The organism is Testudinibacter sp. P17/SS/0325, assembly GCF_053570765.1.
In genome coordinates, this window is sequence record NZ_CM131635.1 from 1,553,915 (window position 1) to 1,572,652 (window position 18,738).

Annotated in this window: 21 protein-coding genes; 11 read left to right on the top strand and 10 right to left on the bottom strand. The window is 47.3% G+C overall.

Annotation, left to right across the window (positions count from 1 at the left end; translation table 11 throughout):
* Positions 1-87: 87 nt before the first annotated feature.
* Complete coding sequence (gene focA / locus ACWA50_RS07370) at positions 88-942, bottom strand: formate transporter FocA (protein ID WP_431051201.1); 855 nt, start codon at positions 940-942, stop codon at positions 88-90.
* 399 nt (positions 943-1,341) lie between these two features.
* Here focA and hinT point away from each other — a divergent pair, with 399 nt between their 5' ends.
* From hinT to rlmC, 5 genes are all read left to right on the top strand, one after another.
* Positions 1,342-1,707, top strand: a complete 366-nt coding sequence (gene hinT / locus ACWA50_RS07375) for a purine nucleoside phosphoramidase (protein WP_431051203.1) — start codon at positions 1,342-1,344, stop codon at positions 1,705-1,707.
* Positions 1,708-1,716: 9 nt separating this feature from the next.
* Positions 1,717-2,076 carry a YcfL family protein gene (locus ACWA50_RS07380; RefSeq protein WP_431051205.1) on the top strand — a complete coding sequence of 120 codons (360 nt, stop codon included), beginning with the start codon at positions 1,717-1,719 and terminating at the stop codon, positions 2,074-2,076.
* Between the two features lie 7 nt (positions 2,077-2,083).
* On the top strand, positions 2,084-2,890 hold the full coding sequence (locus ACWA50_RS07385; RefSeq protein ID WP_431051207.1) for a phosphotransferase: 807 nt from the start codon (positions 2,084-2,086) through the stop codon (positions 2,888-2,890).
* A 38-nt stretch (positions 2,891-2,928) separates the two neighbouring features.
* Positions 2,929-3,975 carry a beta-N-acetylhexosaminidase gene (gene nagZ, locus ACWA50_RS07390; RefSeq protein ID WP_431051209.1) on the top strand — a complete coding sequence of 349 codons (1,047 nt, stop codon included), beginning with the start codon at positions 2,929-2,931 and terminating at the stop codon, positions 3,973-3,975.
* A gap of 172 nt (positions 3,976-4,147) precedes the next feature.
* Complete coding sequence (gene rlmC, locus ACWA50_RS07395) at positions 4,148-5,350, top strand: 23S rRNA (uracil(747)-C(5))-methyltransferase RlmC (RefSeq protein WP_431051211.1); 1,203 nt, start codon at positions 4,148-4,150, stop codon at positions 5,348-5,350.
* 90 nt (positions 5,351-5,440) lie between these two features.
* Here rlmC and ACWA50_RS07400 read toward each other — a convergent pair whose 3' ends face one another.
* On the bottom strand, positions 5,441-5,689 hold the full coding sequence (locus ACWA50_RS07400) for a hypothetical protein (RefSeq protein ID WP_431051213.1): 249 nt from the start codon (positions 5,687-5,689) through the stop codon (positions 5,441-5,443).
* Between the two features lie 164 nt (positions 5,690-5,853).
* Between ACWA50_RS07400 and ACWA50_RS07405 the strand changes: the two genes are divergently transcribed.
* Positions 5,854-6,144, top strand: a complete 291-nt coding sequence (locus ACWA50_RS07405) for a hypothetical protein (protein ID WP_449343088.1) — start codon at positions 5,854-5,856, stop codon at positions 6,142-6,144.
* Between the two features lie 18 nt (positions 6,145-6,162).
* Here the strand turns inward: ACWA50_RS07405 and ACWA50_RS07410 are convergent, their stop codons facing one another.
* Together ACWA50_RS07410 and ACWA50_RS07415 are read right to left on the bottom strand one after the other, a co-directional pair.
* Positions 6,163-6,690 carry a methylated-DNA--[protein]-cysteine S-methyltransferase gene (locus ACWA50_RS07410; protein ID WP_431051217.1) on the bottom strand — a complete coding sequence of 176 codons (528 nt, stop codon included), beginning with the start codon at positions 6,688-6,690 and terminating at the stop codon, positions 6,163-6,165.
* Between the two features lie 72 nt (positions 6,691-6,762).
* On the bottom strand, positions 6,763-8,067 hold the full coding sequence (locus ACWA50_RS07415) for a porin (protein WP_431051219.1): 1,305 nt from the start codon (positions 8,065-8,067) through the stop codon (positions 6,763-6,765).
* A 216-nt stretch (positions 8,068-8,283) separates the two neighbouring features.
* On the opposite strand from ACWA50_RS07415, the gene ACWA50_RS07420 reads away from it, so the two are divergent.
* Positions 8,284-8,577 carry a YfcZ/YiiS family protein gene (locus ACWA50_RS07420; protein WP_431051221.1) on the top strand — a complete coding sequence of 98 codons (294 nt, stop codon included), beginning with the start codon at positions 8,284-8,286 and terminating at the stop codon, positions 8,575-8,577.
* A gap of 99 nt (positions 8,578-8,676) precedes the next feature.
* Here the strand turns inward: ACWA50_RS07420 and ACWA50_RS07425 are convergent, their stop codons facing one another.
* Genes ACWA50_RS07425 through ACWA50_RS07445 form a run of 5 tightly spaced genes read right to left on the bottom strand, consistent with a single transcriptional unit; the run spans position 8,677 to position 14,150 of the window.
* Positions 8,677-9,510, bottom strand: coding sequence for an ATP-binding cassette domain-containing protein (locus tag ACWA50_RS07425; protein ID WP_431051223.1), 834 nt, complete (start codon positions 9,508-9,510; stop codon positions 8,677-8,679).
* Positions 9,494-10,558 (bottom strand): peptide ABC transporter ATP-binding protein, encoded by a 1,065-nt coding sequence (locus tag ACWA50_RS07430; protein ID WP_431051225.1) that lies wholly within the window; start codon positions 10,556-10,558, stop codon positions 9,494-9,496. Before ACWA50_RS07430 ends, ACWA50_RS07425 begins: the two co-directional genes overlap by 17 nt.
* Before the next feature lie 36 nt (positions 10,559-10,594).
* Positions 10,595-11,488: an ABC transporter permease subunit gene (locus ACWA50_RS07435; protein ID WP_431051227.1), complete on the bottom strand. Its 894-nt coding sequence runs from the start codon at positions 11,486-11,488 to the stop codon at positions 10,595-10,597.
* On the bottom strand, positions 11,478-12,440 hold the full coding sequence (locus ACWA50_RS07440; RefSeq protein ID WP_431051229.1) for an ABC transporter permease: 963 nt from the start codon (positions 12,438-12,440) through the stop codon (positions 11,478-11,480). The genes ACWA50_RS07435 and ACWA50_RS07440 overlap by 11 nt, the downstream gene beginning before the upstream one ends.
* Entirely contained in the window at positions 12,441-14,150 is a 1,710-nt protein-coding gene (locus ACWA50_RS07445; protein ID WP_431051232.1) for an ABC transporter substrate-binding protein, read from the bottom strand.
* Positions 14,151-14,254: 104 nt separating this feature from the next.
* Here ACWA50_RS07445 and pspB point away from each other — a divergent pair, with 104 nt between their 5' ends.
* The 4 genes from pspB to ACWA50_RS07465 are packed head-to-tail and all read left to right on the top strand — an operon-like array spanning position 14,255 to position 17,383.
* Positions 14,255-14,500 carry an envelope stress response membrane protein PspB gene (pspB, locus tag ACWA50_RS07450; protein ID WP_431051234.1) on the top strand — a complete coding sequence of 82 codons (246 nt, stop codon included), beginning with the start codon at positions 14,255-14,257 and terminating at the stop codon, positions 14,498-14,500.
* Between the two features lie 9 nt (positions 14,501-14,509).
* On the top strand, positions 14,510-14,878 hold the full coding sequence (locus ACWA50_RS07455) for a PspC domain-containing protein (RefSeq protein ID WP_431051236.1): 369 nt from the start codon (positions 14,510-14,512) through the stop codon (positions 14,876-14,878).
* 12 nt (positions 14,879-14,890) lie between these two features.
* The gene (locus ACWA50_RS07460) at positions 14,891-16,312 is read left to right on the top strand and encodes a YcjX family GTP-binding protein (RefSeq protein WP_431051238.1); all 1,422 of its coding nucleotides are present in this window, start codon (positions 14,891-14,893) and stop codon (positions 16,310-16,312) included.
* 15 nt (positions 16,313-16,327) lie between these two features.
* Positions 16,328-17,383 carry a YcjF family protein gene (locus ACWA50_RS07465; RefSeq protein WP_431051240.1) on the top strand — a complete coding sequence of 352 codons (1,056 nt, stop codon included), beginning with the start codon at positions 16,328-16,330 and terminating at the stop codon, positions 17,381-17,383.
* 52 nt (positions 17,384-17,435) lie between these two features.
* Here ACWA50_RS07465 and metC read toward each other — a convergent pair whose 3' ends face one another.
* Positions 17,436-18,641 carry a cystathionine beta-lyase gene (gene metC, locus ACWA50_RS07470; RefSeq protein WP_431051242.1) on the bottom strand — a complete coding sequence of 402 codons (1,206 nt, stop codon included), beginning with the start codon at positions 18,639-18,641 and terminating at the stop codon, positions 17,436-17,438.
* Positions 18,642-18,738: the final 97 nt, after the last annotated feature.

Here is an 18,738-nt window from a genome sequence, read left to right on the forward strand (position 1 = left end):
TTCCTTAATTTAGAAGAAATTAAAACGATTATACCGACAGCACCGCACTTTATCCGTAGAGATAAAACCATCGATACGTTAAACCAGTTAGTGGTGTTCGCGAGTCAAATACCACTGCATTAAGGCGATACACACCGCACCGCCCACGATATTCCCTAGTGTCACCGGGATTAAATTTTTAACAATAAAATGCGCCGCATCCAAATCGGCATATTGTGCCGTATTAAGACCAAGTGTCTGCCAAAATTCAGGGCTGCTGTAGTGTGCAGTTACAATCCCCATCGGGATCATAAACATATTGGCAACACAGTGCTCGAAGCCGGAGGCGACAAACATCGAAATCGGCAGAATCGCCGCCAGTGTTTTATCCGTCAGGGTTTTACCGGCATACGCCATCCACACCGCGATACACACCATAATGTTACAAAAAATACCCAGACTAAAGGCTTCGACCCAGGTGTGGTGGATTTTGTGCTGAGCAGTATTCAAAATCACCAAGCCCCATTTGCCGTCCGCCGCCATCGTTTGTCCGCCGAACCAAACCAGCGCGACGATAAACAGACTGCCGACAAAATTTCCGGCATAAACCGCACCCCAGTTACGCAACATTTGGAAGGTGCTGATTTTCTTCTCCACCCGAGCCAAAACCGTCATGGTTGAGGAGGTGAACAGCTCGTTACCGCAGACAATCACCATGATAATCCCGAGTGAAAACACTATGCCGCCGACAAATTTCGCCATGCCCCAAGCGACATCGGCTGCGCCGGTTTGCGTGGTGGCATAAAAGACAAAGGCAATCGCGATAAACGCCCCCGCCGGAATTGCCGACATAAAAGAAAGAAACTGATTTTTTTGTGCCTTATACGCCCCGGCATTCACCGCCACCGTGGTAATCTGCGCCGGATTCAACATATTGGAGGAGTTATTTGTATCTGTGCTCATCTTTGATTGTTTCCCTCGAAACTAAACATTTTTTTAAGATTTATTATTTTTTTTTAGCATTATAATTTTTTGCTGATACACAAACAAATCATTTTGAGACGCTATTCTATGTTATCTCACAAACTGTGATATAGATCAAATCAGGCTGTTAAGGCAGGGTTAAGATGTTATTTTATGGTTAAATTTGTGTTTTGATATTTAACGGAAAAGTGCTGATTGTGTAAACAAAGAGATTATAGTTTGGGATTATTTAGTAGGTGAAATAGCGTTCATGTTATTTTCTTGAACTCCTCTCATTTGTTGGTAGCATACTGGGATTTTTGCGCAATAGCAACTTGCCAAAAACCGTTAACTTCATTATTCTGGCTTCAATTTGTAGCAGATAATAAGGATAGCAGAATGACAACGACAGCCGCGCCGCAAGAAACGATTTTCAGTAAAATTATCCGTCGTGAAATTCCGGCGGATGTGGTGTATCAAGATGAATTGGTGACCGCATTTCGTGATATTTCGCCCCAAGCCCCGACCCATATTTTGATTATTCCGAATAAGCTGATTCCGACCGTCAATGCGGTGACGGCCGAAGACGAACAGGCTTTGGGGCGTCTGTTTGTGGTGGCGGCGAAAATCGCGCAGCAAGAGGGCATTGCCACAGAGGGCTATCGCTTAATTGTGAATTGTAACCGGCACGGCGGGCAAGAGGTGTTTCATTTGCATATGCACTTGGTCGGCGGCAAAAAACTGGGCGCAATGTTGGCAAAATAGGAATCATTGATGAAACGTTTTCTTCTTATTATGTTCGGCAGTGCCATGTTAGCGGCGTGTTCCAGTGCGCCGCCGCGTTATTTAGCTGACAGCGAGCCGATTGTGAATATCGACGCCGGCGTAGCCGCGGCAATTGAGGTGAAAGCCGGCGCCGAGCAGGTGGGGTTGACCAATATTAGCCAACGGCTGTTGGCATTACAGTATCAAATCACGTGGTATGATAAAGATGGCGTGACTCAGCTCAAAGACTGGTCGCAATTGCCGCAATGGGTGCAATTGGCGTTACCGCCGCAGCAACGTGAAATCATTGGTTTGGAAAAACCGACCCGGAACAGCAGTAATTATCGTATTTATATTAAAGGGCATTAGATAAGCCGTGTCATTATCCTCGATTCTGAATGCCGATTTTTGGACGGCAAAAGTCGTTTCTTGCCAGCCATTGGCGGGCGCGAGCGGCGATTCTTACGGCGTGCAACTGGAGAATCGGCAACGGTTTCTGCTGCGTCGGCAAAATGAGACGTTGCAACGCTTGGGAGCCGGGCGCGAATTTGAGGCGGATCTGCTATTCAGCCTGCAACTGTTGCCGTTTGTGCCATCGGTTTTTCATCAGGGGAATGATTTTCTGGTGCAACATTGGGTCGAAGGCGAACCGTTGGCGCAATGGAACGAACCGCACTTGGCGCAATTGGCGCTGAATTTACAGCAGTTACACCATTTTTCGGTGCTGCATTCGGCGGAAATCAATACGTTGCCACAGTTGGATCTGATTCGGCGGATTTTTTCCTTGTTGCAACAACTGCCGTCAGAACAGCATGGCGGTTGGCTAATGCAATTGGATCAATTAACCCCTTTTGTTGAAAGTGAGATTCAAGTGATTGCCCACCATGATCTTCATCCGCACAATATTATCGTACAGCCGGATGGCAGTTTCAAACTCCTCGATTGGGAATATGCGGCATGGTCCGAACCCGCCTTGGAAATGGCGTTTTTATTGGCGAATAACGAATTAAGCCAGGATCAGCAGCGCTATTTATTGCAATATTATTTGCAGGGAAACACTTTGTTGCAAAAAGAATGGGCGTTCGGTCAGGCGATTGCGAGTTATTTGCCGTGGGTGAAATTGCTCAACCGTTTGTGGTGGCAAGTGCGGCAAACGCTTGCGTCCGAATCTGTCGCGCAATAGACAAAATATAATCGCAAACACGTATAACAGGAAATTTTATGTCGACACTACTTATTGACTTGCAAGCCTATGAATTAACTACGGAAGAAGTGGAATTGTTGCAACATCCGCTTGTCGCAGGGGTGATTTTATTCAGCCGTAACTTTCACGATCGCCAACAACTGCAAGGCTTAATTCAATCGGTGCGGCAGCGGGTGAACAAGCCGCTGTTAATCACGGTTGATCAAGAGGGTGGTCGGGTGCAGCGTTTCCGGGACGGTTTTAGCTGTTTACCGGCAATGCAAGCCTTCGCCGCACTTGAAAGCGATGTTTTAAAACAACGACAACTGGCACAACAAGCCGGTTGGTTAATGGCGGCGGAAATGACCGCATTGGATATTGACCTCAGTTTTGCACCGGTGTTGGATTTAGGACATCAAAGCAAAGCCATTGGCGATCGCAGTTTCGGGGATGAAGTGCGGTCGGTGAGTGCGCTGGCGGAGGCATTTATCGACGGCATGGCGCAAGCCGGCATGGCGGCAACCGGCAAACATTTTCCGGGGCACGGACACGTTATCGCCGATTCGCATTTGGAAACGCCGATTGACGGGCGTGCCAAAGAGATGATTTTTGCCCACGATATCCAGCCGTTTGCCGAGTTGATTCAGCGGGGCAAATTACAAGCGGTAATGCCGGCACATGTGATTTACAGCCAATGTGACAGCCAACCGGCGAGCGGTTCGGCGTATTGGCTGAAAACGGTATTGCGCCAACAGCTCGGTTTCGACGGCGCGATTTTCTCCGATGATCTGGGCATGAAAGGCGCTGGTTTTATGGGGGATTTTGTGGAACGCTGTCAAGCCTCGCTTAACGCCGGTTGCGATCTGTTATTGCTGTGCAATAAACGCGAGGGCGTGATTCAGGTGTTGGATAATCTGCAACATCAAGCCGACCCGGAAAGCCAAGTGCGGTTAAACCGTTTGTTTAAACGGAAAACCATCGAATGGAACAGCCTGCAAGCCACAAGCCGTTGGGTTGAGGCAAACCGCACTTTAGAGCAATTGCAACAATGCTGGTTGGAGCAAAAAGCTGCATTTGTAAAATAAGCATTTGCTATGTTGAATGCAAGGTCGGATTAGGTATCCGCCCGAACCGCACTTTGCATTTTTCCATTATAGATTAAATGCTTATACCGCACTTCGTAAACGAGCGGATATCTAATCCGCCCCTATTTTTGTTACCAAATAAATTTACCGATTGGAAAGATAATAAATAATAATGAACCGTTTAACCTGCCTTTATCATCAACAGCGACAATGCGATTCCTGTCAGTGGTTGAATTTGGATTACGACCAACAGTTGGCGAAAAAACAGCAGCATTTGCAGCAGCAACTGGCGAAGTTGGATTTAACCGGTGCAGAATGGTTTGTGCCGTTTGCCTCGCCGCTCAGCGGTTTTCGTAATAAAGCGAAAATGGTGGTCAGCGGCAGTGTCGAGCGGCCGATTTTGGGCATTATCAATGATCCCGATGATCCGCAAAGTGCGGTTGATCTCTGCGGCTGCCCACTGTATCCCGCCAGCATTCAAGCGGTGTTTCCGCAGTTGAAAGATTTTATCGCCCGCGCCGGATTAGTGCCGTATAACCTGTTGAAACGTAAAGGCGAGCTGAAATATATTCTGCTGACGGAAAGCCGTTACAGCGGCAAACTGCTGCTGCGTTTTGTGCTGCGCAGTGAAGCCAAGTTGGCGTTAATTCGGCGCGAATTAGCCGGTTTATTACAGCGTTTGCCGAAGCTGGCGGTGGTGTCGGTCAATATTCAAGCGCAGCACGCGGCAATTTTAGAGGGCGAACAGGAAATTTTTCTGACCGGGCTACAGGTGTTGGAAGAGCGGTTTAACGGCATTCCGCTGTTTATCCGTCCGCAGGGTTTTTTCCAAACCAATCCGACGGTGGCGAGTGCGTTGTACCGGCAAGCGCAAGAATGGATAGAAAATCTGCCGATTTCCCATGTGTGGGATCTGTTTTGCGGCGTCGGTGGTTTCGGACTGCACTGTTTATCGGCTTTGAAAGCTCGGCAATCGGATATTTTTACCCGCTTAACCGGGATTGAAATCTCCGCTTCGGCAATTGCCAGCGCCAAGTTATCGGCAGCACGGTTGGGCTTGACGCAAGGGCAAAGTGCGGTTGAATTCCGTTCGTTAGATTCCGCCGCATTTGCGGCTCGGGAAACGCAACGGCAAAAACCGCAATTAGTGATTGTCAATCCGCCACGGCGCGGCATCGGCAAACCTTTAGCCGGGTTTTTGAATGAGTTTGCACCGCACTTTATCCTGTATTCCAGTTGCAATGCGAGCAGCATGGCAAAGGATTTGGCGTTATTGACGGATTATCGGATAATCAAAATCCGTCTGTTTGATATGTTCCCGCACACGGCGCACCTCGAGACGCTCGTATTACTTGTCAAGGAAATAGACCAATAACAGAAAAAGCGAATCAGGAAGACACTAAGAAGCCTGTCGTGCCGGCCGTGATGACGTGCCGCTGTGATTACAATGCCAAACCGAGACGGTTTAATGCTCAATCGGATTATTGTCAATAATCACCGTAGCATTGGCGCGTCTGGTATAAGGATCGTTTGACCGGGTTTGTAATTGCTGTTCCTGTATTTTCTGTTTTTCTTGTGCAATAACAGCAACTTCCTCACACTCTATATTGAAATCGGTGATGTTCACCCGGTTAACTTCTTTGGTGTAGTCCGGTCTGGCTATCGCTTGCTGACAAAGCATTGATACAAGCAACAGATAAAATATATTTCTCATTTTTTGCTACTCATATAAGTGTTGATGATGGAATGGAATAAATTTTGGCTAACAATATCTGAGTGGAATAAGTTTACTTTTCCGCTTAATGCTTTTTGATATAGCGTATTCTTAACATTATGGTAATTCATGCTAATTTGCGTCAGGAAGGGCGGTTGAATCTGATGAAAAAAGAGAAAAAAACACTGTCCAAACCAATCGAATGGGCTAAAATCTTGCTTGCTTGCTTGCTTGCTTGCTTGCTTGCTTGCTTGCTTGCTTGCTTGCTTGCTTGCTTGCTTGCTTGCTTGGCGAAAGAAGGAAAAATATTCATGTCAGTATTGATCTGTCTATGTAAAAAATCAGCCATATTAAAACATTTTTTTACAACAAAAGCTATTGTTGTTATGTTAATTTCCCTATTTTCTCTAACAATTGTGCTAAAATCTGCTTTTAATGCCTATTATTGTAAATAATTGCATATTTATCTTATATCAATAACGCAAGTGTTTGGGATTAACGTATTCAATTCCTCGATCCAGATAACCGATTCTTTCCAATTGTAGTAAGTGGCGTTTCGCCGGTAATCCGCCGCCAAATCCGGTCAACGCCAGATTTTTGCCTAAAATGCGGTGGCAAGGAATGATAATGCTGATTGGATTGCGCCCGACTGCACCGCCTACGGCACGCACCGCTTTCGGATTGCCGATTTGTTGTGCCAACTCGCCGTAACTGCTGAATTTGCCATAAGGAATTTGACGCAAGGCGTGCCACACTTGTTGTTGGAACGTCGTGCCTTGCGGGGCGAGCGGCAAATCGGAAAAGGTTTCAGCTTCGCCGTTAAAATAACGGCTAAGTGCGGTTTTGGTTGCGCTCAAAACCGCACTTTGTTCATCTTCTATCCAGTCGGTTGGTACGTTTGTTTGTTCTTGTTCGAATTCAACAGCGATCAGCGCTTGGTTTTTCTCTAATAACAATAAGTTACCAATAGGAGACGGGTAAAAACAGTAACGAATAGACATAAATGACCTCCGAAAATAAAAAAGACGCACCGATTACAGCACGCCTTTTGATTATAGGGCGGTTTGCCCTAATTAGAAGCGGTAATTTAAATTTAAACCGTAAATATTCGCAGTAGATTTGGCGGTAAATGTTGCTGGTAATTTACCCGCTTCAGCTTCTCTAAAGGTATTTTTGCTGGCACGTAAATGGGCATAGCCGACATCTACTGATAAATCGTCAGTGAAGCGATAAGTTGCCCCTAAGCTATACCAAGTGCGGTCTGCGTCAGGAATTGAAATTGAAAAATAGCCTTCTTGAACCGGGGTTTCATCATAGGCAATACCGGCACGCAGTGTTAAAGCCGTGTCTACGTCATAACTTACCCCTAAGGCGATACGAGAGGAATCTTTGAATTTTTCTTGTTTTTCAAAGAGCAGTTCGCCGGCGCTTCCGCTGGCATGTAATTCTTGAAAACGGCTCCAACGGGTTAATTTATAGCTGTAGTGCATGGCAAATTTATCGGTCATTTTATGATAACCGGCAACTTCCCAGTAGGCAGGCAGATTTAAGGTCAAAGAACCCGGAATGGTTTCACCGCCGGTTGCATTTAGTCCCGGTCTGACGGCATTTAAAATTGTTGGCAGTTGATTGGAATATTTTCCGTTAAAATCAATATCAACGTGTGAGTGGTAGGCAATACCGATACGGTTACGCTCGTTAAATTCGTAGACTAAACCGGCATTCCAGCCGTAACCCCACTCTTTTCCTTCCAAGCGGGCTGCCGTTGTCGACGGAGTTAGCCCTAAAGCAGGCAGGAATGCGGCACTGGTCGCACCGAGGTGGCGCTCAATTAAGGCATCGGCATACACCGCATTGAAACCTAAACCGACACTCCAGTTTTGGTTTAAACGATAGGCGCCGCTAAGGTTAAAGTTAATCGCGGTTAAGTCGGTTTTTCCGGCATAAAAACCTGCTTCATAGCTGTCTGGAAACTCTGTCATGAGACCGTAGTTCACATTTATGCCGCCACCGACAGAAAATTTTTCGTTGAGCGGGTGAACATAATAAAGAGTGGGAATGATGGCATTCGGGGCGATATTATTTTGGTTGGCAGGAATATCACCCTTTTGAGTGTGTAGCACGCCTTCCAAATTAACATTCGGATCGATATAAATCCCACCAACCGAAATTTCCGCCCGTTTAAATTGGGTCATTAATGCCGGATTCACCGCCACAACCGAGGCATTTTCCGCAATTGCTGCATCGCCGGCATAGGCGCGACCCAAACCGGAAGTGGAAACTTCCACTAGTTGGAAGGCGGCGGCGGAAGCGGCACCGGCGGAAAGCGTTAGTGTCGTGGTTAATAGAATTTGATTGATTTTGTTTAATTTAAACATAGTAAGGTTCCATTAAAAATAAAAAACAATGCGCTGTTGTAAAAATGTTAATGATTCTAATCAATCATGATCCCGATGGCAAATGTTTTCGTTTATTTATGTGATATTAACGCATATTTATTACTTTTTATGCGTTTGTCGGTGGGACAGTAACAACCATTTTGCTTTTTCTGTGATAAAATACCGTCACAATTTTAATTATATTTGGAGAAAAAAATGACTACGGAACAAAAATGCAAAGCGGAAGAAAGTAAAGTATGCTGCTGTGTCGATGTCGGCACGATTATTGATAATGAAGATTGTGGCGTGCAGTTTGAGCAGGTTTATGCCAGCGAGGCGCTTGCCCAAGAAGCATTGGCTTATTTAACCGAAAAAGCGCGGGCTGCGGAAAGCGATCCGGCAATCATTAATAGCAGTATCAGCCAAGTTGACGGCGGCTATTTACTGAAAGCGGATTTTGAATTCAGTTGCCAAGCGGAAAGCATGATTTTCCAATTGTCGACGCGCTAATTGCCGTTGTGCTCAGTCGGAGTTGGGCGCGACCATGCCCATCTCCAAGCCGAATACCGCACTTTGAGCGGCGCGGTTAACATTGGCGTTTATGCTTGCCTAATCTTGATCAAAATTGGCTTCCCAAGCCGAATTATCCAATCCATGCCCGAAGTGGCTTTCAACTAAACGCCGGGTGAAATCATTGCTCGGTTCGGTCAGCACGTCGCGCGTGCTGCCGTATTCCACCATGTGTCCTTCTTTCATCACCAACATATAATCGGAAATATGTTTGATAATTCCAACGTGTTGCCCCAAATAGATATAAGACAACCCCAACTGTTTTTGCAAATTCAGTAGCAGATTTAATAATTGGGTTTTCACCGAGGTGTCCATCGAGGCTAAGGCATTATCCAGAATCAGGATTTCCGGCTCCAGAATAACCGCGCGTGCCAGCGCCACCCGCTGTTTTTGGCTTTGCGACAAGGTGTAAATCGGAATATTGGCATGATCCGGATATAACCCGACCAAACGTAGGGTTTGATAGATTTTTTTGTTGCGCTGCGCTTCGTCCCAATTGGTGGTTAAACGCAGCGGGGTGTCGAGAATCTGCCCGATATTCAAGTGCGGTATCAGGCTGTTGTCGGGATCCTGCGACACCATACGGATGTGGCGGCAGCGGGATTGATAATCGCCGAATTGCAATTCCCGTCCTTTAAAACAAATTCTGCCTTTGCTGGGTTTGGTGATCCCGCCGATCATTTTTGCCAAGGTTGATTTGCCCGCGCCGTTTGCTCCGACGATAGCCAAGGTTGTCCCTTTTTCCAAACTGAAACTGATGTCGGTTACGGCGGCAAAAAGCCCCGAACGCCAGAAACTGTTATGATCGCGGAAGGATTTGCTGAGATCTTCCACTAACAGCAGAGAAGGGGAAGAATTAGTTTGCGTCGCCATAAGGTTTCTCGCTTTGAATGGTGAGTGGCGTAAAGGCTTTTTGGCTTTGCGGCTGCTCATGTTCACGGATATTCAACGGAAAATGGCAGGCGAATTCGTGCTGTTTAATCCGCTTTAACATCGGTTTTTGCACACAGCGTTTTTGTGCGAACGGGCAGCGTGGGCCCAGACGGCAGCCGACCGGTAAGTTATTCAGCAGTGGCACGCTGCCGCGCAACGTATTTAAGCGGCTTTTTAACGGCAACGGTTGGCTGAAATCCGGTATCGAATTCAGCAAAGATACGGTGTAAGGATGGTGTGGTTTTTCTAAAATAGCTTGCTTACTTGCACTTTCCACGGTTTGTCCGCAGTATAAGATCGTGAAATGGTCACACCATTCGCTGACGGTTTTAATATCGTTACTGGTTAGCAGGATGGTGGTATTCAAATTTTGGTTCATACTGGCGAGCAGACGGAAAACCTGTAGCTGCGTGGTTGCTTCCAATGCATGGGTCGGTTCGTCCGCCACTAATAAGCGGGGTTGGTTGACCACCGCCATTGCCACCACCACTTTTTGCGCTTCGCCTTCGGTGATCTCAAACGGATAACTGCTCATAATATCTTTATGATCTTTTATCCCGATTCGGTGCAACAGTTCGATGACCCGCCGTTTTTTCCAACCGAACCATTTCCACCACGGGCCTTTATAGGAAAATACCGGAATGGCGTTTATCAATTGTTTGCCGATTTTTCGGCTGGGGTCAAGGCAAGACAACGGATCTTGAAACACCATCGCAATCTCTTTACCGACCAGTTTGCGCCGTTTCGTCGGATTGAGTTTCAGCAATTCAACATCATTAAAGCGGAAGCGATCCGCACTGATTTTCCAAGACGGTTTGGCGGAATTACAGATGATTTTCGCCACCAAACTCTTGCCTGAGCCGGATTCGCCGATTAAGCCGCACACATCGCCCTCGTTGACCGTCAAATTCATATTGTCGATTATTTTGACTTTGCCTTGCGGGGTGTTCACTTCCACCGTCAGATTGCGTATATCCAGTAATGCCATATTAATTCCTTTAGCCTTTTGTATTCACGCTTACACTTAGCTCTTGCGAAAGTAGCGTTCGATCGCTTTCGCCAAACCGTCACTGAATAACAAGACGATCAAAATCACCGACATCAAAAGCAAACCGGGCAAAATAGGCAGCCAAGGCGCTAAGTAGATCAAGTCAATATATTCGCGAATCAACGCCCCCCATTCCGGCTGCGGCGGCTGTGCACCGAGGGCGATGAAGCTCAGGGCGCTGATATCCAAGATCGCCAGCGTAAAAATCCGCCCGGTTAAACGGATAAACATCGGCAGCAGATTCGGCAACATCACTTTGTTAATCAGATAGCTTTTCGAAGCGCCGTCAAGACGTAGCATTAAGACATATTCTTTGTGCATTTCCGTTTGCAGTGCCAGATAAACCTGGTGGATAAAATAGGGCAGAGAAGCCAAAAAAATGGCAAGCATGGCATTTAACAAGCTAGGCTGCATTAACGTGGCGATTATTATCGCCAATAATAGAATCGGAATCGACAAAAACGCATCCAAAAAGTGTCCCAAAATATCCGACTTTATACCTTGGCCTGTGCCGGCGATTACCCCCAACAGACTGCCGATTAATAAGGTGAGCAACGCAACGAGCATTGCACCGCCGAAGGTATAACGCAAGCCGTGAATCAAACGGCTGAACAGATCGCGTCCCAATTCATCGGTGCCGAAGAAAAAAGCGATTTTGCCTTGGTTATTCCACGATGGCGGCAACAGTTCCTGCCCGACAAATTGCATATTGTCTTGATAAGGGGCAACCAACGGCGATAACACGGTCACGAGAATGAATCCCAGCAACAAATAGCCGCAGAATAACGCGGGTTTATTGCGCTGAAACAGCTGCCAAATTTCCTGTAACGGAGAGGTGAAACGAAATTCGTCCGGTTCTTTATCTAACATACCACCCCTTACGATTAAACGGATCCGAGAGAAACATCAAAAAACCGCTGAACAAATTAATCAAAATAATGACCAAACCGATAATCAGCATACCGGCGGAAATGGCGTTGTAATCCTGCTGTTCCACTGCGTTAATCAACCATTGCCCGATACCCGGCCAACTGAAAATATTTTCCACTAACATACACATTGCCACCAGCATGGTGAAGCTACGGGTCAGTTGCGGAATCAGCGGCGGCAGAGTATTGCGAATTAACATCAACCGCGCAATCTTCAGTTTTGACCAGCCGCGTGTTTCCACGACCTTCACATAATTTTCGCGCAGGATTTTTTCTGCCTGGTTCTGGGTTAATTGAATGATTTCCATCAGCGGGGCGATCATTAACACCAGCACCGGCAGTGCCAAATGTTGGAACACGTTTTGAATGATTTTGAGCTGGTAGGGGTGATCGCCAAACCACACATCAATCACGGCAAAACCGGTGATCGGCTCGATTTGATATAGCGGATAATATTGCCCGATGGCGGAAATTTCCCATTGATAACTCGCGGCGAGATAGAGCACAATCGGCGCAATCCAGAAAATCGGCAGCGAAATGCCGAATGACGAACCGAAACGAATGGCTTTGCCGAGCCATTGTTTGGAATAAAACGCACCAAGGAAACCGAGCGGCAACCCGAAGAGAATGGCGAAGAACAGGGCAAAAATACAGAGTTCAATCGTTGCGGGCAGCACGGCTAAAATTTGCCCTAACAGCGGTTGTCCGTCCAGATAGCTGATACCGAAATCACCGTAAAACAGGCGCTGTACGTAACCGATATAGCCGGAGTAAAAGTGCGGTTTGGCTAAAATCGCATTGAGGGGATCGCGCATTAAAATGTGGTAGCTGATCAGTGACAGAACCACTAATGTCATCAAGGTTAATAACGCGCGGCGCAGAATAAACAGCATTTATTGTGCCTCCCGTTGCAATTTTAAATCGGCAAAGCGAATGGTGCCGAGCGGTGACATTTTAACCCGTTGCACTTGTTTGTTGTAAATCATCATGCGTTTGACACTGGCAATCGGGATCAAGGGGACTTGGTTCAAGACATATTGTTGTGCTATGTCATAATCCAGTGCCCGCGACAGTTGTATCGGCGTGCGTAACGCCCGATCCATCACTTGGTCAAACTCCGGATAGCACCAGTTGGCGATATTGGTATGGGCGTTATTGGTGTGGCAACTCAGAATCGGGCGCAAGAAACCGTCGGGATCGAGACTGCCTGCCAACCAACCGCCTAAAATCAGGTGATAGTCATCTTGTCCGGACAGCAATAAGTGCTCCAACTCACTGCGTTGTAAATATTTCATCTTCACCTTGATCCCCGCCTGTTCCAGATCAAAGCGGATCATTTCCGCCGTTTTCACCGGGCTGGGATTATAGACCTGATTATCGGTCAGCACCCAGAAATTCAGCGTCAGATCCTTATCGGCAAAAAAGATTTTCGCGCTTTCCGGCTGATAGTTATAGGCGAACGAGCGCATATTGAATTGTGATGCCCACGAGCTTTTAGGAATAATGGTGTTGGCAACCTCGGCGGTATCGAAATAGATTTGGCGAACAATCCGTTCACGGTTGATCGCCTGTGCCAAGGTGCGGCGCAAGACCGGGCTTTGCACCGCCGCTTGGTTCATGTTAAACGCCAGAAACGATAGGTTCATCCCATCGACCGAGGTTGCGCCAAACCGCGCTTGGTTACGCAGTAAGTTGTTGACTTGGCTGGCTTCGGGAAAAGCCATAATATCGCACTCTTGATTCATCATTTTTTCCAAACGGCCGGAACGGCTGCTCGACAGATCAACCACGATATGTTTAATCTCGCTTTTTTTATTCCAATAGGTATCGTTGCGCTGTAAGCGTACGTATTGGTTGCGGAAATAATCGCCGATTTTATACGCCCCGGTGCCAATCGGCAGGGTGTCCAGCTGGGCGATGTTATCATCGGCACTGAGTTGCAGTGCATATTCTTGCGATAAAATCACGGCGTATTGGCTGGCAAGGTGATCTAAAATGGACGAGTCAGGCGCATTTAATTCGATTTTGACCTGATAAGGCGAAACCGCGCTGACATTGGCTATTTTACCGTTAAAGTCAATGCTGTCGAAATAAGGATAACGGTTTTGCCGCGCCAAATCGTAATAGATTTGATATTGCGGATTATGCTGCCGAGAGGGTTGTTCCTGTTCCGGCGTCGGATAGGAATGTAAACGTCCTAATACGCGGTTAAGCGAAAACACCACATCATCGGCATTCATGTCACGGCTTGGGGTAAACCAAGCGGTTTGATGGAATTTAACCCCTTTGCGCAGGTTGATCAGCAACGTTTTGCGATCACGGGAAAGGATGTAACCCGTCGCCAACGAGGGAACAATTTTTTTACTTTTATCATTTTTTATATCAAACAGCTTGTTATAGATCTGTTCCGCCACCACATTCATACTCGTGCCGACATCAACCGTTTGCGGATTAAACGAGAAGCCTGTAGAGTGAGTGCAGTAAATCAAGCCGTTGTCCAACAGTTCCTCGGGAATGCGCGGCGCAGCCGACAGACTCTGCGGCAGGACGGCAGAGAATAAAAAAAACGTGACAGATAACAGGGGTTTGTTAAATAACAACATTGCACTTATTAATCTGATCTGAGTAATATAAGGTTAAATTGTAGTTTATCCGTCGGCATAATGCCATTTTCTTTTCGTGGATTGCGTGAAATCAGGAGAATATCATGTTTTGGAGTATTGTTTTATTGTCAATCGCCGCCTTTATTTTTTGTTTGCTGGTGCTGCCGTTTTGGGTGTATATGCACTACAAAAGTAAGCGGCAAATGGGCGCCGGTTTGAGTATGGAAGATAAGGCGAAAATTCACCAATTGAATGAACAGGCAAAGGCATTGCGTCGGCGGGTGGAGCAATTGGAAGCGATATTGGATTATCAGCAACCGCAATGGCGTCAGGCGAACAAGCCGCAATAGGGGGACAAGATGATTTACCGTTATCCGCAACAAGGAATGCTGGCCGGCGTTTGCGCCGGGCTGGCAAAAGCCACCGGCTTGGAAACTTGGGTCGTGCGCTTGGTCACGGTGTCGCTATTTTTATTCGGCGGTTATTTCGTGATTTTGATTGCCTATATCGCCGCGGCAATGCTGTTGGATAAAGCGCCGTCGGGCGATTATCAGTCGGATTTTTACCAAAAAATCTTTGATCCAACGCCGTTAAAGGAAAAAACCTGGCGCGCCGGGGTGAGCGCCAATCAGAAATTGATTGATTTGGATATGGAATTCACGTTGCTGGCCAAGCGTATCACTCAAATTGAAGATTATGTCGGCACACCGGGCAGCCGTAACCAATAGAAGAATCGAAACATGTTGAATTCGTTACAAAAATCCTTACGCCGCGAAGTGACTGATCTGGTTAACCGCGGTTTTGACCGCACTTTGCGCCTTGCGGTAACCGGTTTGAGCCAAAGCGGAAAAACGGCGTTTATCACCAGTTTGGTCAATCAACTTTTGACAATTGATCGTGAGGATAACAGCCATTTGCCGTTTTTTTCCGCTGCCCGTCAACGCCATATTTTGGCCGTCAAGCGGGTTGAACAGGAAAACTGGAGCATTCCGCGTTTTGATTATGAAGCGAATCTAACCGCACTTAAACAAAATCCGCCGCAATGGGGGCAATCGACCCGTGGCGTGGGGGAAATTCGTTTGGCGATCCGTTACCGCCACAGCAGCGGCTTAATGCGGCATTTAAAACAAGAAAGCACGCTGTATCTGGATATTTTCGATTATCCGGGCGAGTGGTTGCTGGATTTACCGTTATTGGAGACTGGCTTTAAACAATGGTCGCAAAGCCTGCAAAAGCTCAATATCGGCGTGCGTGCGGAGTTGGCGCAAGCGTGGTTGCAACAGGTTGGCGCCCTTGATCTCAGCGCGACCGCAGACGAAGAGATCTTGGCAAACTTAGCCAAACGCTACACCGAGTATCTGTTCGTTTGCAAAGTGCAAGGATTGCAATTTATTCAACCGGGGCACTTTGTGTTGCCCGGTGAATATGCCGGTGCGCCGGCGCTGCAATTTTTCCCGCTTTTGCATTTGGACGAACAACAATGGCAGGCGCTGGAACAACACAGCGCGCGCGACAGCTATTACCGTGTGTTAAAAAAACGTTACTACTACTACCGTGAAAAAATCGTCAAACGTTTCTATGAAAATTATTTCAGCAAGTTTGATCGTCAGATCATTTTGGCGGACTGCCTGACGCCGTTAAATTACAGCCGCCAAGCCTTTGAAGAAACCAAAGAGAGCCTGCGCCAACTGTTTAAAAATTTTCACTATGGCAACCGCACGTTACTGCACCGTCTGTTTGCACCGAAAATTGATAAATTGCTGTTTGTGGCAAGTAAAGCAGATCATGTTACCGCGGATCAACTGCCGAATTTGATCAGCTTAATGCGCCGGCTGGTGCAAGAGGGCGGACAGCACGTTAATTTTGCCGGGGTGGAGAACGAATACAGCGCAATTGCCTCGATTCGCGCCACCAAAGCGGTCACCGTGAATGACAACGGGCAAAGGATCAAAGCGCTGCAAGGCGTGCGCAGCAAGGATAAAAAATTTGTCACCGTTTTTCCCGGCAGCGTGCCAAGCCGTTTACCGACAGCCGATTTTTGGCAGCAAAACCGATTTGAATTCGATCAGTTTGAGCCGCTGCCACTGGATGAAGACGAACGGATACCGCACTTACGCATGGACAGCGTACTGCAATTTTTATTAGCGGATAAGTTGGATTAATCATAGGATCAATTGATGAAGAAAACCTATTTCGAAACAGAACAGACCGCACTTGAGCCGGAAAACGAATTACAACCGAAAAAAGAATTTGTCGATGTTGAGGCACTTGAAATAGCCGAGGATCCGGAAACCGCAAACGAATTAGAACGGCGTTTCGTGCAAGCGGTTGAACCCAAACCCCGCTGGTGGAAAAAAGCCTTAGCCGCAACCGCACTTTTGTTTTTGACCGCACTGGTGGCACAATCAATCCAATGGCTACTCGACAGCTGGCGCGATAATCAATGGATCACCTTTGCTTTTGCCTTAGTCGGTTTTTCTTTGGTTTTGCTCGGAATTGGCGCACTAATCAAAGAATTATACCGTCTGCGCAGCTTAAAACGCCGTTTGGTTTTACAACAGCAAAGTGCGCTTTTCTCTTCGCGGCACGACTCTGCGCGGCAAGATGGTGAAGCGGCGCGTCAGCTCTGTTTGAGCATTGCGGATAATATGCGGCTGGATAAGCGGGATATCCGCCTGCAAGCTTGGCAGAAACAGATCAACGACAGCCACAATGCGCAGGAAGTCGGTTATTTGTTCAGTCAAAACGTGTTGAGCGAGATTGACAAAAAAGCCCGCCGTTTGGTCAGCAAAAGCGCCGGCGAAGCGGCAATTGTGGTCGGTATCAGCCCGCTGGCGCTGGTGGATCTGTTTTTTGTCGCTTGGCGCAATCTTGCCTTAATCAACAAAATCGCCGCATTGTACGGCATTGAATTAGGCTATTTCAGCCGTATTCGTTTATTGCGCATGGTGTTGGTGAATATGGCATTTGCCGGCGCAACTGAGCTGATTCATGACATCGGCATGGAATGGCTTTCCAAAGATTTAATGGCAAAACTGTCGGCAAGAGCCGCGCAAGGGCTCGGTGTCGGCTTGCTCACCGCCCGTTTAGGCATCAAAACCATGGAATTTTGCCGCCCGCTCGTCTTTCAACAAGATGAAAAACCCCGCCTCAGCCAAATTCACCAAGAGTTATTAGCCACGCTAAAATCAAGTTTGTTGGGGAAAACGGTAGTCGAGGAAAAAGTGAAGTAGGTTGGAGTGAACAAATGTGAAACCCAACCTACCAAACATAACCAAAGTGCGGTCAGCACGTTTTAATCCGCTCAAATCCGTGTTCCAGATCGGCGATCAAATCGTCGACATCTTCCAAACCGATGTGAACGCGGATGAGTGTTCCGCTCAGCTTGCGCTCGATATTCGGGCGGATGTTGGCGATCTCTTCCGGTTGGTTATATAAAATCAGCGATTCAAAGCCGCCCCAGGAATATGCCATGGTAAACAAACGGAAGTGATCAAAAAACGCTTCTAATTGCGTTTGGTTCAGTTTTTGCTTCAATTCAAATGAAAACAGACCGCTGCTGCCACTGAAATCCCGTTGGAAAAATGCATGTCCCGGGCAGCTTGGCAACGCCGGGTGGAACACTGACCGCACTTCAGCGCGTGTCGCTAGCCATTGAGCGACTTTGAGGCTGCTGGCGTGGTGTTGCTTCATACGCACGCCTAAACTGCGAATGCCTCTGGCGGCAGTGTAGGCGGTGTCGGCATCGACCATTTGCCCCATTAAATAGGAGTGTTCGCGCAATTGATCCCAACAACGGGCGTTTGCCACGGCGGTGCCGATCATGGCGTCGGAATGCCCGACCAAATATTTTGTGCCGGCTTGAATCGAAATATCAATATCCTGTTCTAACGCCTTGAACAACAAACCGCCGCTCCAAGTGTTATCAATCATCATCACAATATCAGGATTGACTGCGCGCGCGGCTTTGACAATCGCCGGCACGTCGGGCACTTCCATGGTGAGCGAACTTGGCGCTTCTAAAAATAAGACTTTGGTATTGGGACGCACCAAATCAGCGATTGCCGCACCGATCAGCGGATCATAATATGTCGTTTCCACATTAAATTTGGTCAGTAGGTTATTACAAAAATCCTGCGTCGGCTCATAGGCTGCACCGGTCATCAAAATATGATCACCGCTTGCCACAAACGACAAGATCGCATTGGTGACTGCCGCCGCGCCGCAAGGATAGAGCGCGCAACCGGCTCCGCCTTCCAAATCGCACATTGCGTCTTGCAAGGCAAAGTGAGTCAGCGTGCCACGCCGCCCGTAGAACAATGCCCCCTTGGCACGGTTGATCGTGGCTTGTTTTTTTTCTTTTAAATTGTCAAAAATCAATGATGAGGCGCGTTGAATCACCGGATTCACGCCATGTTGTGTATAACGGCTTTGGCGCCCGGCGTGAACTAAACGGGTGGCGGCAGTGAATTTATGGTTGGAATCTGACATAAAAATCCTTGTGCTTAACATAAAAAGTGCGGTAATGATGAGACTTAAGATAATCGTTATCAACGCGGGAAGCAACCGCTTCCGCCGATATGGCAAA